This is a genomic window from Hufsiella arboris (assembly GCF_009834875.1).
GTDB classification, from domain to species: Bacteria; Bacteroidota; Bacteroidia; order Sphingobacteriales; family Sphingobacteriaceae; genus Hufsiella_A; species Hufsiella_A arboris.
Window position 1 is genome coordinate 673,795 of the sequence record NZ_WVHT01000001.1, and the last position, 13,427, is coordinate 687,221.

General features: G+C 44.5%; 12 protein-coding genes. 5 read left to right on the plus strand and 7 right to left on the minus strand.

Annotated features, from left to right (window positions below; all coding sequences use genetic code 11):
- Positions 1-15: 15 nt before the first annotated feature.
- A complete protein-coding gene (locus GS399_RS02905) occupies positions 16-369 on the plus strand; it encodes a VOC family protein (protein ID WP_160843069.1) in 354 nt (117 codons plus the stop codon).
- A gap of 213 nt (positions 370-582) precedes the next feature.
- Here the strand turns inward: GS399_RS02905 and GS399_RS02910 are convergent, their stop codons facing one another.
- Entirely contained in the window at positions 583-1,188 is a 606-nt protein-coding gene (locus GS399_RS02910) for an SRPBCC family protein (RefSeq protein WP_160843070.1), read from the minus strand.
- Positions 1,189-1,292: 104 nt separating this feature from the next.
- On the opposite strand from GS399_RS02910, the gene GS399_RS02915 reads away from it, so the two are divergent.
- Positions 1,293-1,790 (plus strand): thioredoxin family protein, encoded by a 498-nt coding sequence (locus tag GS399_RS02915; protein WP_160843071.1) that lies wholly within the window; start codon positions 1,293-1,295, stop codon positions 1,788-1,790.
- Positions 1,791-1,916: 126 nt separating this feature from the next.
- Here GS399_RS02915 and GS399_RS02920 read toward each other — a convergent pair whose 3' ends face one another.
- The 6 genes from GS399_RS02920 to GS399_RS02945 form a co-directional block, all read right to left on the minus strand.
- Positions 1,917-3,542: a carboxylesterase/lipase family protein gene (locus tag GS399_RS02920; protein WP_160843072.1), complete on the minus strand. Its 1,626-nt coding sequence runs from the start codon at positions 3,540-3,542 to the stop codon at positions 1,917-1,919.
- 450 nt (positions 3,543-3,992) lie between these two features.
- A complete protein-coding gene (locus GS399_RS02925) occupies positions 3,993-4,460 on the minus strand; it encodes a YdeI/OmpD-associated family protein (protein WP_160843073.1) in 468 nt (155 codons plus the stop codon).
- 18 nt (positions 4,461-4,478) lie between these two features.
- Positions 4,479-5,555, minus strand: a complete 1,077-nt coding sequence (locus GS399_RS02930; RefSeq protein ID WP_160843074.1) for a glycoside hydrolase family 43 protein — start codon at positions 5,553-5,555, stop codon at positions 4,479-4,481.
- 481 nt (positions 5,556-6,036) lie between these two features.
- A complete protein-coding gene (locus GS399_RS02935; RefSeq protein ID WP_160843075.1) occupies positions 6,037-8,247 on the minus strand; it encodes a xanthine dehydrogenase family protein molybdopterin-binding subunit in 2,211 nt (736 codons plus the stop codon).
- Positions 8,248-8,253: 6 nt separating this feature from the next.
- Complete coding sequence (locus tag GS399_RS02940; RefSeq protein ID WP_160843076.1) at positions 8,254-9,237, minus strand: FAD binding domain-containing protein; 984 nt, start codon at positions 9,235-9,237, stop codon at positions 8,254-8,256.
- Positions 9,234-9,875 (minus strand): (2Fe-2S)-binding protein, encoded by a 642-nt coding sequence (locus GS399_RS02945; RefSeq protein ID WP_160843077.1) that lies wholly within the window; start codon positions 9,873-9,875, stop codon positions 9,234-9,236. Before GS399_RS02945 ends, GS399_RS02940 begins: the two co-directional genes overlap by 4 nt.
- A gap of 220 nt (positions 9,876-10,095) precedes the next feature.
- Here GS399_RS02945 and GS399_RS02950 point away from each other — a divergent pair, with 220 nt between their 5' ends.
- The 3 genes from GS399_RS02950 (at position 10,096) to GS399_RS02960 (ending at position 13,380) form a co-directional block, all read left to right on the plus strand.
- On the plus strand, positions 10,096-10,428 hold the full coding sequence (locus GS399_RS02950; protein WP_237487844.1) for a YciI family protein: 333 nt from the start codon (positions 10,096-10,098) through the stop codon (positions 10,426-10,428).
- Between the two features lie 411 nt (positions 10,429-10,839).
- Positions 10,840-12,093: an RNA polymerase sigma factor gene (locus GS399_RS02955; RefSeq protein ID WP_160843079.1), complete on the plus strand. Its 1,254-nt coding sequence runs from the start codon at positions 10,840-10,842 to the stop codon at positions 12,091-12,093.
- 36 nt (positions 12,094-12,129) lie between these two features.
- The gene (locus GS399_RS02960; RefSeq protein WP_160843080.1) at positions 12,130-13,380 is read left to right on the plus strand and encodes a transglutaminase-like domain-containing protein; all 1,251 of its coding nucleotides are present in this window, start codon (positions 12,130-12,132) and stop codon (positions 13,378-13,380) included.
- Positions 13,381-13,427 lie beyond the last annotated feature (47 nt).

The following is a 13,427-nucleotide window of genomic DNA, read 5'->3' on the forward strand; positions in this document are numbered from 1 at the left end:
CCAAATAACAACAACATGAAATCCATCGAAATCATTTCCATCCCCGTAAGCGACCAGCAGGCCGCCAAAGAGTTTTACCAGAAGATAGGTTTTAACCTGATCGTTGAAGCGCCTATTGGCGACGGCAACAACTGGGTGCAACTGGGTTTGCCCGATCAGAAAACTTCTATCACTTTAGTGAACTGGTTCTCGCAAATGCCTGCCGGCAGTATGCACGGTCTTGTTTTAAAAAGTGACGATATCAAAAAGGAAGTCGCTGAACTGAAAGCGAAAGGTGTGAATGTTAAGGACATCGACCCAACGCCCTGGGGTAAGTTTGCAACGTTCCATGATCCGGATGGGAATAGTATGACGCTGCATCAGGAGTAAAAAATCTTCAATACGATTGATTCGAAGCAAGATTATAATTTCCAGACCAGGACTTAACCAATGACGCCAAGGTTAGTCTCAGGCTGTCGACGATTATTGGTTAGCCGACGTAATAATTCTGTTTAGGGATTTTACCTGTACCAGTCCGAAACTATCTGATACGATTAACGGACTGGCCAAGTATCTCAAAAATCACGATTATCATGCGTCTAACTATTCAGCAACTTTATCCTGCTCTGGCGTTTCGTTATACCCACTAACTTCCTTTTCATTTTTTTCACCGGTTTCCTGCGCGTCTTTTTTCTCATCGTTTTCCTTATCATTGGGTTGCTCAGCAGTCGAACCGCTGTCTTTATTTTCCAGGTAATCTTTCAGGTTAGCCAGTTGCTTTTCCCAGCCTTCCCGATGAGGAAGTAGCGCCTCTTCACTGATAAAATTGTTTTGCTTGATCTGCAGACTGCTCCCATTGTCTGATACGGAAAAATGAATCGATAGTTCAAACTCACCCTTACCAACCTCATCGGCGGCAACATTCCAGTTCCACGAATAAACCAGCGCTTCGTTTTCTTTTACTTCCTTATATTCTCCGGAAATGTCAAACGCCTTATTGCCCGTTTTGTCGTTAAATTCATATTGAACTTTTCCACCTTTGCGGATGTCGGCCGAAGCGTGAGCCAACAGGCATTCAAAGGGCTTCCACCATTGTTTTAAATCATCCTCGACAGTCCATGCCTTGTAAAGATATTCTTTTGAAACTTCGAAGTTTTGAGAGATTTCGATTGTTAAATCTTTTCCGTTTTCCATGATATGATGTTTCATAAACAACAGTGCCGGAATTAGATTGTTACATCATATTCAATTTAACCATGTGATTTCGATGATTTGATATATCATACTATATTTGTCTACCATTTTAATAGAGTATGAAAAAGATCCTGGCTTTTGCCTTCTTATTTTTAAGCGCCTCCGTTTTTGCTCAGCAAAACGAGCCTAAGTTGTACCACCCGGAAGCCGATGCTAAAGCCGACATCAAAAACGCTGTCGATAAGGCGTCGAAAGAAGGCAAGCATGTCCTTTTACAGATCGGCGGCAACTGGTGTGTATGGTGTTTGCGCTTCAACAAGCTGGTGACGGAGAACGACACTCTTCGAAATGAGATTGCATCCAACTACGAAGTTGTCCATGTTAATTATAGCAAGGAAAACAAGAACGAAGCGGTACTGGCATCGCTGGGCTACCCGCAGCGCTTTGGTTTCCCGGTGTTCGTCATCCTCGACGGAAAAGGCAAGGTAATTCATATCCAAAACAGTGGTTACCTGGAAGAAGGAAAAGGCCACAGCTCAGCGAAAGTCCTTGAATTTTTAGAAAGCTGGACGCCAAAGGCGGTGGATCCGAAAACGTATCAGACGACTAGCAAGTAGATAGTATAAAGTAGTCACTAATAGGTAACTATCAGTTAGCATAAGGCAGATCGGTTTCGCGACTATTATCTTTCGGTCTTCCGGACTTCCCGTCTATGGACTATTGTCTATAAGCTGTTAACGACCTCACTTCTTATTAATCTTATCCAACAACTCATACCTTACCCTCGTCTCATCCGTTACCTGCTGCGTTTTCACATCGATCTCCATAACTTTTTCTGAGTTCTTTTTTGAAGCATCCCATTGCGGCAGACCTTTCCCATTCGGGTTGCCGGCTTTGATGAAATTCGCAAAGTAATCCTGCATGATTTTCGAAACCGCATAATCGTCGGGAGTCCAGGCGAAAACTTTATTTCCCGGCAAATTTCCCAGCGCATACTCTATTTCCGCCGAGTGAACTGCTCCGCTTGCGGGAGGAGCGGCCGGTGTTTTATCATCTTTAACAACGCCGCCCGCCAGTCCGGCTTTAGCGTTACCCATCGCCGCGGTCATTGCCGGACGCGGACGCATATAATAGTAGCGGTAAACCGGCTTACCCGTTTTTAATTGCTCATCATACCATTTCCAGGTGCTGTGGGCGATAAACCGGTCGCTGGCTAGTTCGCGGCCCGACTTTAGAATATCAGCTGTCGACATTCCCGGGTATTGGCTCAGAATGTCAGAAGCATATTCCGGGTACAACTTTTTAATCGCCGCCGTATAATTTTCGGGGGTTGGAGCCTGGCCGGCCAATATATTGCCGGCAGAACCTTCCTCCGAATTCCAGCCAAGCAGCAGAGGAATTTTTGACTGTCCTCCGGATTCGTAGATCTTGTATGGCGATTCAGGGAAAAAGTAATTGTCTACCGTAGGGTTGAACCACACGTTTGATTTACCCGCTGCATCTAGAATTTTTTCCGCGGGCATCGCGCGCAGCTCCGACAAGGAAGCGGCACCGGCCGTGCTTGCAAATTTTTCTCCTTTTTTCTCTTCTTCACTAAGCGAATTGGCAGGCAACGCACCCAATATAGAACCACTTTCGCCTATTGCCTGCGCAAACAGATGCCTTGATAAAGGCGAGGCCATTAATCCTGATACCGCGATAGAGCCGGCCGATTCACCAGCAATGGTCACTTTCGCCGGGTCTCCGCCAAACGCAGCGATGTTCTGCTGCACCCATTTCAGCGCCGAATACTGATCAAGCAAACCATAATTTCCCGAGCCGTTGTGTCCCGATTCTTTAGACAATCCCGAATAGACCAGGAAACCAAAAACTCCTAACCGGTAATTCACAGTAACGGAAACAATGCCTTTTGTCGCCATGCTTTCACCATCGTAACGGGGTTCTGAGCCGTCGCCGGCGGCAAATCCTCCACCATAAAAGTACACGAGAACAGGAAGTTTTTCTTTTGCCGATTTTGCCGGGCTCCACACATTCAGGTACAAACAATCCTCACTCATACCGTTCGAGCGAAAATTCATATCACCAAAAATTGGCAATTGCATCGCGCGCGGACCAAACTTATCTGCCTGGCGGATACCCGTCCAATTCGCGGCAGGCTGAGGCTCTTTCCATCTAAAATCGCCTACTGGCGGTGCCGCAAAAGGAATTCCCTTAAAGCTTCGCACGCCCGATGGTTCTTTTGCCCCTTGCACAGTACCATTTGCCGTTTGGGCAAGGTTATTGGCCAACGAAATTTTCGGTGATTTTTGAGCGCAACAAGTGAACAGTCCGAGACTGAATATTAAGGTGTTTATCAATGGCTTTATCATAAGTGGTTCGTTTCAACTAACTTAAGAATTAGCGATTGGATTGCAAAGTGGCATCATCAAAGCATAAATATTTGCTAAAAGAGTATTGTTTTGAAAAGCAGGGTTCAACCAAATTAGGATGATTCAGTCCCGTCTTTCATTCATACGCCTTCAGGCCTTAAGCTCAGGCCGGTATCCATTTCAGCCGGGTTTGAATTGCAGGGCAGGTACATCTATTATTGTTCGACCGGCGCCATAATTTCAAAGGATGAACAGAAGTACAATAAACGTGATTGCAGCGTATACCGGCCAGGTGGCTAAGGCCTGTGCAGTATGAGCGGAAAGCGCGGCTATCCATTGACAGGATTACTGCGGCTGCTTTTCACATAAATTCTAACTGCTAAACCAACATTCCTTCAGCGCTTATAGAGTTTTACAATAAAGCTTAAATTATGTAACTGCGTGGCTTAGTTAAGGTATTCTCACATTCTTCACATTATTTCGAAGTTGATCCAGGACTTTGTTGATATTTTTTTGAAGCGTTTCCTCGGTTTTGACGTAACTCAGGTATTTCAGAATATCCTTTTTTCGGGTTGGCGATAAACCTTCAAACTCGTCGACTAAATTAGTCGATTGCAACTGGTCAAGCAGTTGCGCGGGCATCGGGTATTGTTTTTCTATCGCTGTAAAATTCTGTTTAATATTAAACGACACTTCATCTCCCTCGACCGCTTTGCCGCCTTTCAACATAATAAAGTTCACAAACAACCGATAAGGGCCGTTCTTAACGGGCACCAGCGTTTGTATAAAATTAAAGCCGTTGATAGTTCCCTTAATCCGAATATATCCTTTCGTTGGTTTCATGGTGTCAGTTACCTCTCGGGGAACATCAACACACAAATTTATCTCAACTCTATATATCCGGGCCTTAAAATTCATCAACGTTAATTTCGTCGGCTATTTAGCAATCTTCCTTGCTTCAACACCTTCGTTCGTAATCTTTACCGGTAAAATATTTCCGTCCTTGTCGAAGTACATATGTTCTATACAAGTTTCGCGATGGTTGCCATTTGTGGTTGTTAACGGCCTGCGATGGTAAATGATGTACCAGTCGTCAGTTCCGGGAATGTTGATAACCGAATGGTGACCGGCACCTTTTGCGATTTTAGGATCTTGCTGCAGAATTTTAGCTACACGTTTGAACGGTCCGAACGGAGAATCACTTACCGCATAAGCCACGCTATAATCCGGCCCGGTCCAGCCGCCTTCCGACCACATCAGGTAATACTTTTTATTACGCACAAACATAAATGGGCCTTCCACATAATGCTCGGGAGTAATTGATTTAAATAGTTCACCATTTTCAAACGGCACAAAACCTGTAAAATCGGCTTTCATCTTACCGATGTTACAATGCTGCCAGCCACCGTAAATAAGATAATATTGGCCGTCGGTATCTTTAAAAATGAATTGGTCGATCGGTTGCGCACCGTTGTAAAACTTGTTGATCAGAGGCTTTCCTAAGTAATCCTTAAATGGGCCTCCCGGTTTATCAGAAACCGCTATACCAATACCACCAGGCTGATTGTCATTCTGAATGTCATTAGCCCCGAAAAACAAATAATACTTCCCGTCTTTTTCCGTGATAGATGGCGCCCAAACAGAGTAAGCTGCCCATTTCACGTCTTTGATATCCAGCACATGCGGATGTTTGGTCCAGTGAACCAGATCGGCTGACGAAAACGCATCCAGGAAAGTTTGCTTGAGGTAATCCTTATTTATGGTATTGGCCTGGAGCTTCTTCTGCACGTCCGTTAGGTCCTTTGAACGGGCTGGCACTTTGTCGCCATAGTCGTCAGAATAAGTTGGATAAACCCAATACGACTTTCCAAAAATTCTGGCTTCAGGATCAGCATACCAACCGGGGAAGATGGGGTTGCCGGATTTGGCGGCAGGTTTTTTATTTTGTGAAAATGCAGTTGTGCATATTAACAGTGCAAATGACAGAAATGCGGCAAGTCGAAAATTTTTCATTTGATTGATATAAATGGCGGGAGCAAGATAAGAAAGTTGATTAAAGATTGGGAACATCGTTTAAGAACGCTTATAAAATATTTGCAGAAAATGCTGATGCCTGTGAAAACGGAGCGACTGTTCATGCAATTTATTGGTCTTTACTTCCAAATCTTCAGAGGCCGGGTGCTTCGATCAATGGAACAAAACATGAAACTTTGCATCCTACCGTCGATGAATGATTGTCACATTCCATCGTGGCATTGCATCATTCAGCGCTACGCAGGTTGGCGTGAAATTCTGTGAGCGGCGGGCTTAAAGATGCTTCGGCTTGCCGCTCAGCATTCGGGCCACGCGTTAGACGGTGGGAGGAAGCTCATTTCTTTTCTTGATTTTTGGGTACTTTTTATCAAGAAAAAGTGCCTAGCCAGCCGCCGGCAATGAGGCGGACTGACGTTCGATAAGTATCCGCTTTATATTTTTCTGTCTAGTATTTTAAAAATTAAACTTCTGCTCCCATCACCTTATCCGGCGTAATCGGCAACTCCCGTATCCTTTTTCCTGTTGCATGATAAACGGCATTTGCTATAGCCGCAGCGAAACCGATCAGCGCGATTTCACCCATTCCCTTTGCACCCATCGGGTTGATTATAGGATCAGGCTTATTGATAAAAATCGTATCAATGTGTGGAACATCGGCGTGGACAGGAACATGATAATCCGCCAGGTTATTGTTAATGAACTTACCGAAGCGATCGTCGAAAACACCTTCTTCTGTCAGCGCCATTCCGATACCGCCTGTTACACCTCCAATCATTTGACCCGCAGCCGTTTTTTCGCTTATGATCTTTCCTGAATCTGCAACAGTAGCCACCTGGACAACGCGAACAACGCCGGTTAAAGGATGGACATGCACCTTCGCAAAATGTACCGAGAAAGAATACATAGAATATTTTTGCAATTCCTCGTTGCCTTTCGATTCAAGGGTTACGGCAATTGACGGAACATTTTTCTTTTTCAGCAAGTCTGTTATCGCTACTTTCTTAGATCGGGAAAGTAAGATATCTCCATCCTCGAACTTGACATCTTCAAATTTGGATTGATATAAAGGTGAGTCCTGCTCGGCAGCTGCAATTTCGTGCAGTTGCTTTTTTAAAGCGAGGCAGGTGTCAAAAACGGCTGAACCAAGTGCTGAAGTCGTTCCCGATCCGCCCTGGGTAGGTCCCGGCGGTAAGGCCGAATCGCCAAGAATAAACGAAGTCTTTGAAGCGTCAATTCCAAAGCTTTCGGAAGCAATTTGAACCATTGAAGTAGCAGTACCCGGACCACAATCGCTTACAGCACTCTGTACAACCAGCGTTCCGTCTGCATTGATCCTGGCACTGGCTGTTGCTTCCCAGCGAAAAGCACCAAAAGTCCCGCTGCTCATTCCGTAACCTACCAGCATACCGTCTTCCTTCATTGAAGCCGGCTTGCGATTGCGATCATACCATCCAATCTTTTCTGCGCCCAGCTTATAAGCTTCATCAAGGTGTTTACTTGAAAAAGGCTTGCCGTTCTCGGGATCCACCTCCGCGTAGTTTTTCATCCGGAATTCCAATGGATCGAGATCAAGTTTGTAGGCCAGCTCATCCATAGCACATTCCAATGCAAAGGAGCCTGTCGCTTCACCCGGACCACGCATCCAGGTTGGCACGCTGACATCCATCTGCACAAGGCGATACCGGGTATTGGCATTGGCGCATTTATACATGAACTTTGACATGTTTACCGTCGCTTCGGTGAACTCTTCGTACCGCGATGTTTGAGCGGTTGCTTCATGTGTAATGCCGGTTAGTTTTCCATCCTTAGTGGCGCCCAATCCCATTTTCATCCTGGTATAAGGCCGATAACCCACCATGGTGAACATCTGCATCCGGTTTAATACAAGCTTTACGGGCCTGCCTGTTTTCTTCGCGCCGAGAAGTGCCGCGATCTCATGCGGCCAGGTTCGAAGCGCTGAGCCGAAACCACCGCCAACATATTCGGCAATCACCTGCACATTTTCCTGTGGCAGTTTGAAGGTTTTACTGATGCTTTCCTGCGTGTCTTTTATGCCTTGTGTTTTATCGTAAACTTTTACTTTGTCATCGGCTAACCAATGAGCGATGATTGCATGAAGCTCCATCGGATTGTGTACTTCGAGTGGCATCAGGTATTCTTCTTCCAGACTAACCTCCGCTTTCTTATAGGCATCAGCCTCACCACGAACATAATCTTTCATGCGGGGATTTCCCGGCAGCTTGGCGTTCGCCAGATTCTTATCCACGCTGGTTTCAGACTTGTCTTTATTGTAGGTTACCTTCACGAGTGTAGCAGCGTGTAAAGCACGTTCAAACGAATCGGCAACTACGAGCGCCACAGGCTGGCCATAAAACAGAACCTTGTTGTTGAAAAATACTTTCAGGCCGTAGAATTTATCGTCGTACCCGGGAATTTTTGGTGAATTTAAATGCGAGATAACTGCTTTCACTCCCGGCGCCCACTCGGCGGCCTTACTGTCAATAGAGGCAATGGTTCCTTTCGCAATCGTACTATCAACCAGCACGCCGTAAAGCATTCCGTCGATCGGATGTTCAGCCGCATATCGGGCTTTTCCGGTAACTTTATGTTTTCCGTCAACACGGCTTGGTCCGTCGACGATACTTTTATTATTAGAAGAGAGATCTTTCATTTTTACTTAGCTTAAACCTGACGCCTTACTTAAAGCTTCGACAATAGCAGCAGGAGCCATCTTCAGCTTGAAATCGTTATAACCGAATGATTTTGCACCCGCCATGGACAGTTTTGCAGCTTGTTCGAAATTCTCCGCGGAAGCTTTTTTTCCCGCAAGGAATTTTTCAGCTTCCGAAAGGCGCCATGGCTTATGTGCAACTCCTCCCATTGCCAGGCGGCAAGCTTTGATCGTTTGTCCATCAAGGGATAAAGCCGCCGCTACCGATACAAGAGCAAAAGCGTATGAGGCACGGTCCCTTAACTTCAGGTAGTAAGAATTTTTAGCAAAATCATTTTCCGGTATCGAAACCGATTCAATCAGCTCACCTTTCTGCAGTATGTTATCTTTCTCGGGATTCTGACCGGGCAGCTTGTGGAAATCTCCAAAAGGAATCTTCCTCGATCCTTTCGGACCGCTAACCGTAACAGTTGCTTCAAGAGCTGTCAAAGCAACACACATATCGCTCGGGTGCACAGCGATACACTGGTTACTGGTTCCGAAAATGGCATGCATGCGGTTGTAGCCGCCGATCGCGCCGCATCCCGAACCTGGCTTACGCTTGTTACACGGCATCGCCGTATCGTAAAAATACGGACAGCGTGTTCGCTGCATCATGTTGCCGCCAACGGTAGCCATATTCCTCAACTGCGGGGAGGCTCCTGATTTCAGCGCCATCGAAAGCAACGGCTGCTGTTTTATGATCAGCTCATTTTCAGAAACATCAGAATTAAGCGCCAGTGCGCCAATAGTTATTGATGTTTTATCCGATTTTACGTCCTTTAGCGGCAGGTTATTGATGTCGATCAATTTCTGCGGAGCGGTAACTCCGCGTTTCATCAGATCCACCAGGTTGGTGCCCCCTGCAATGAATTGTCCGTCGCCGGCTTTTGCTAAAGTGCCGATTGCCTCTTTAACCGTGGAGGCACGCACATACTGAAAATTGATCATGCCTTTTGCCCTCCGTTCTTTACATCTGCGATCGCATCGACTATATTGGGATAAGCGCCACACCGGCAAATGTTGCCGCTCATAAATTCACGGATTTCATCTTTTGAATTTGCATGCCCTTCATTGATACAAGCAACTGCCGACATAATTTGCCCTGGGGTACAATAGCCACACTGGAAACCGTCATGTTTGATGAAAGCTTCCTGCATAGGATGCAGTTCATCGCCGTTGGCCAGACCCTCGATCGTGGTGATCTTTTTACCCTGATGCATTACAGCTAATGAAAGGCAGGAATTAACCCGTTTGCCGTCAACATGTACGGTGCATGCTCCGCATTGCCCATGGTCACAACCTTTCTTGGTGCCGGTAAGTTGTAGTTGCTCGCGTAGAAAATCAAGTAAAGTAACTCGCGGTTCAACATTTACCTGTTGCATTTTTCCGTTTACTTCGATGCTTAAGGGAAGTTGTTCGAGCGCCGACGCGAACTTTTCGTCAAGTTCGGCTTCTGCAGCTTTAATCAGACTTCCGGGTGCAAGGGAAATAGCGGTGAGAAGAGAAGACTTTTTAAGAAAGTCGCGCCTCTCAGTATGCTTTATGTGCCGATGCGGCTTCTCGTTAGAAGTATCTTCAGGTTTCATAAAAGACGACTTTTGAAAAGTTAAATTAAGAAATAAATCTAAGCGGGATTCTCATTAAAAATAATTCAAAATCAGTCTAAATGTTTTATTAGCAAAAATTGAAGTAGTTGTCCAATCCTGCTGGTCACGCTTGTTATGATGTTATAAATCAAAATCATTAACTTGACTGGTAACAACCAGGCACTAAATTAAAAAGACAATGGATGAGTATGTTTTAATTATGAGACACGAAGATGGCAGCAAGATCGCGTCGCCGGAGCAAATGCAGGAATGGATGAAGCAAACAATGGACTGGATCGGCGGGATTGCCGCACAAAACAAGTTTGTATCAGGCACGGGTTTGCCGTTTGATGGCGCACGCGTTGTGTCGTCGGATAAAATGGTAACTAATGGTCCGTTTGGCGATATTAAAGAAACAATTGGCGGTTTTATCACCGTACGCGCCGAATCTGTTGAGGAAGCAGTCGAATTTGCCAAAGGCTGCCCCGTTTTGCAGGGGGAAGGCAACACGATGGAAGTTCGGAAAATTGCAAAAAACGATGGGACGCATTAAGTGATTTGTTCAACCGGTGATCTGTCAGAAATTGCGAATGACATTGCATTTTAAACCCGACAGAAGGGAAAAGCCCGCAACGAAGCGGTGTCCATGCGTTCCGGATGAGGACTTGTACCGTATGGCGGGACTGCAGCGAATAGTAAGGTGAAACTGCGGTTTCCAAAAATTTTATAATCCCTGAAAATCCGTTCAATTTGTTATCCAGGCTTTAATTCCGTTCAATAAGTATAGCATTTAATCACAGATAGAAATTGATAAGATTTAGAAAGCAAGGCCATAATATCATTGGTTCCGGTAACTCCGTCGTAGGCTGTAACCCTCGTGCCTTCGGGCTGCCGCTTCCACCGGGTTTAAGACCGATAAGACAGTGCAAAAACTGGGTAAATACGAAGTGTAATTAACAAACCTTTGGAACAGGAAGAACTATTACCTCATTTATTCCGGACCGAGTTCAGGAAAATAACCGCGGTGTTGTGTAAGGTTTTCGGCGCTGCTGATATCGAAACTGCAGAAGATATCGCCAGCGAAACGTTTACATCAGCGCTGGAAACCTGGCCATATAAAGGCATGCCCGAAAACCCGGTTGCATGGCTTTATTCGGTTGCTAAAAACAAAGCCCGAAACCACATAGCGCGACATGCTGTTTTCTCCAATAAGGTGTCTCCTTACGTTAGCGGCCAATTTTCGGAGAGCAGTCAGCCTGACATCGATCTGTCAAGTCAAAATATCCGCGACAGTCAGTTGCAGATGCTCTTCGCAATTTGCCACCCCGTTATTCCACCAGAGTCGCAGGTCGGCCTGGCATTGCGCATTCTCTGCGGATTCGGAATTGAGGAAATTGCCAATGCTTTCTTAACCAATAAGGAAACGATAAACAAGCGGCTTTTCCGAGCACGGCAAAAGCTTCGGGAGGAAAACATTCCAATAGCGTTTCCAGGTGATGAGGAAGTAGACAAACGATTGCAAACGGTTTTGCGAACAATTTACCTGCTTTATAATGAAGGATATTATTCTGAAAGCCAGGACGCATTGTTGCGGGAGGATTTATGCCTGGAAGCGATGCGCCTGGCTTTTATGCTGATTGAAAATGAAAAAACCAATCAACCGACAGTCAACGCGTTGTTTTCATTGATGTGTTTTCATTCCTCGCGTTTCAAAGCGCGGCAAAATGAGCATGGTGAAATGATCCTCTACAATGATCAGGATGAATCTTTGTGGGATCAGGCGTTGATAGCACAGGGAGTATTTCATCTAAAGGAAGCATCTCGCGGAACGGAAATCTCAAAATATCACCTGGAGGCTGGGATCGCCTTTTGGCATACAAAAAAAGCTGACACCGCCGAGAAATGGGAAAATATACTGCAGCTATATAATCATCTGCTTCAGCTCGAGTATTCGCCCGTTGCGGCGCTGAACAGAACATTTGCGCTATCAAAAGTGCATAGTAAGCAGATTGCGATTGTTGAAGCGGAAAAGCTTAAACTCATAAATAACCGGTTTTATTTTTCATTACTTGGAGAGCTTTATATGGATATCGATTCTGAAAAAGCTAAAAGTTTTTTTGATGCGGCTTTATTACTTGCCAAATCTAAAGAAGATAGAAAATTGATTTCAGAAAAATTACAGTCACTTGCCGGCTTAAGAAAGTCTATTGACTCTTGAAGGCAATTTTTATATTTGGTTATCAGATGCTTCTTTATGCAATACAAAAGATACTTGTTACTCGCTTTCATTTTTGTCAGTTTATCACTTAAAGCTCAAAATCCAGCAAATACAAATATTAAGTTTCGACAATTTGCTCATATGCAGGATAGTTTGCTTCACGTCGCTTACGTAAAGAGAGATATTAAGTCTTACAATACCGTTTTGAACCGCTTTTTATCTAGCTATCAAAAATTATCAAAAGAGGATCAACAATACTTCAAAGGGTACGATATCAACTTTCTCTATAACTTAAGTTGTACCTATTCATTGCTCAATGACAAGAGGATGGCTATAGAAAGTTTGGAACGGTCGATTAATGCGGGATACACGAATTACAATCATATTCAAGAGGATACAGACCTTGATAATATCAGGAATGAACAGGGCTATAAAGATATTTTTGAAAAACTACGAAGGACATCCGATTATCTTTATATTCTGAAAGGGGCGACCAAATATAACCCAACCGAAAACCGCGAGTTGCCTAAATTTACTTACCAGTCACGCAGAGATTCGAATTTGATTTCTTTACGTAAATCTTTCAAGTTAGATTCTATAGCAGGCCAGGGCAGTGAGGTTTCCAAAATTCTGAATTTAATGCATTGGGTTCACAATCTTATTCCCCATGACGGTAATCACAATAATCCCGCTGTAAAAAATGCGTTGAGTACGATCAGCGTTTGCAAAAGCGAAAAAAGAGGATTAAACTGCCGTGGGCTTGCGACTGTGCTTAACGAATGTTACTTGTCAATTGGCATAAAATCCAGGTTCGTCACTTGTTTGCCGAAGGACAGTTTAAAGGTTGACAACGATTGCCATGTTATCAACATGGTTTATTCTAATGAACTTAAAAAATGGCTGTGGATCGATCCTACTAATGACGCCTACGTAATGAATGAAAATGGCGAACTTTTAAGCATTGCCGAAGTTAGAGAACGAATTATAGCCGATAAGCCAGTTATACTAACTCCTGAAGCGAACTGGAATCATAAAGCCTCTATAAAGAAAGAAGATTATTTATACAATTACATGGCCAAAAACCTTTATCTGCTAGAGTGCCCATTGAACAGTGAATACGATGCTGAAACCCGGCAGCAGGGAAAAACAATAAATTATCTGCAATTAGTTCCACTCGACTATTTTAACAAGTCGCTGGAAACTTCAAAGATTATTGATAATGATACGAAAACCTCGTTGAATATTTATCGAACAAATAATCCGGACGTATTCTGGACAGCGCCGTAGTTGTTTTAGCAATGAAATGGGTGAGATATTATATTCACCCGCCATCA

Bases quoted from the DNA above. Each gene is read 5' to 3' on its own strand.
- GS399_RS02905 (WP_160843069.1), top strand. From the start codon at position 16: ATGAAATCCATCGAAATCATTTCCATCCCCGTAAGCGACCAGCAGGCC.
- GS399_RS02910 (WP_160843070.1), bottom strand. From the start codon at position 1,188: ATGAAACATCATATCATGGAAAACGGAAAAGATTTAACAATCGAAATC.
- GS399_RS02915 (WP_160843071.1), top strand. From the start codon at position 1,293: ATGAAAAAGATCCTGGCTTTTGCCTTCTTATTTTTAAGCGCCTCCGTT.
- GS399_RS02920 (WP_160843072.1), bottom strand. From the start codon at position 3,542: ATGATAAAGCCATTGATAAACACCTTAATATTCAGTCTCGGACTGTTC.
- GS399_RS02925 (WP_160843073.1), bottom strand. From the start codon at position 4,460: ATGAATTTTAAGGCCCGGATATATAGAGTTGAGATAAATTTGTGTGTT.
- GS399_RS02930 (WP_160843074.1), bottom strand. From the start codon at position 5,555: ATGAAAAATTTTCGACTTGCCGCATTTCTGTCATTTGCACTGTTAATA.
- GS399_RS02935 (WP_160843075.1), bottom strand. From the start codon at position 8,247: ATGAAAGATCTCTCTTCTAATAATAAAAGTATCGTCGACGGACCAAGC.
- GS399_RS02940 (WP_160843076.1), bottom strand. From the start codon at position 9,237: ATGATCAATTTTCAGTATGTGCGTGCCTCCACGGTTAAAGAGGCAATC.
- GS399_RS02945 (WP_160843077.1), bottom strand. From the start codon at position 9,875: ATGAAACCTGAAGATACTTCTAACGAGAAGCCGCATCGGCACATAAAG.
- GS399_RS02950 (WP_237487844.1), top strand. From the start codon at position 10,096: ATGAGACACGAAGATGGCAGCAAGATCGCGTCGCCGGAGCAAATGCAG.
- GS399_RS02960 (WP_160843080.1), top strand. From the start codon at position 12,130: ATGCAATACAAAAGATACTTGTTACTCGCTTTCATTTTTGTCAGTTTA.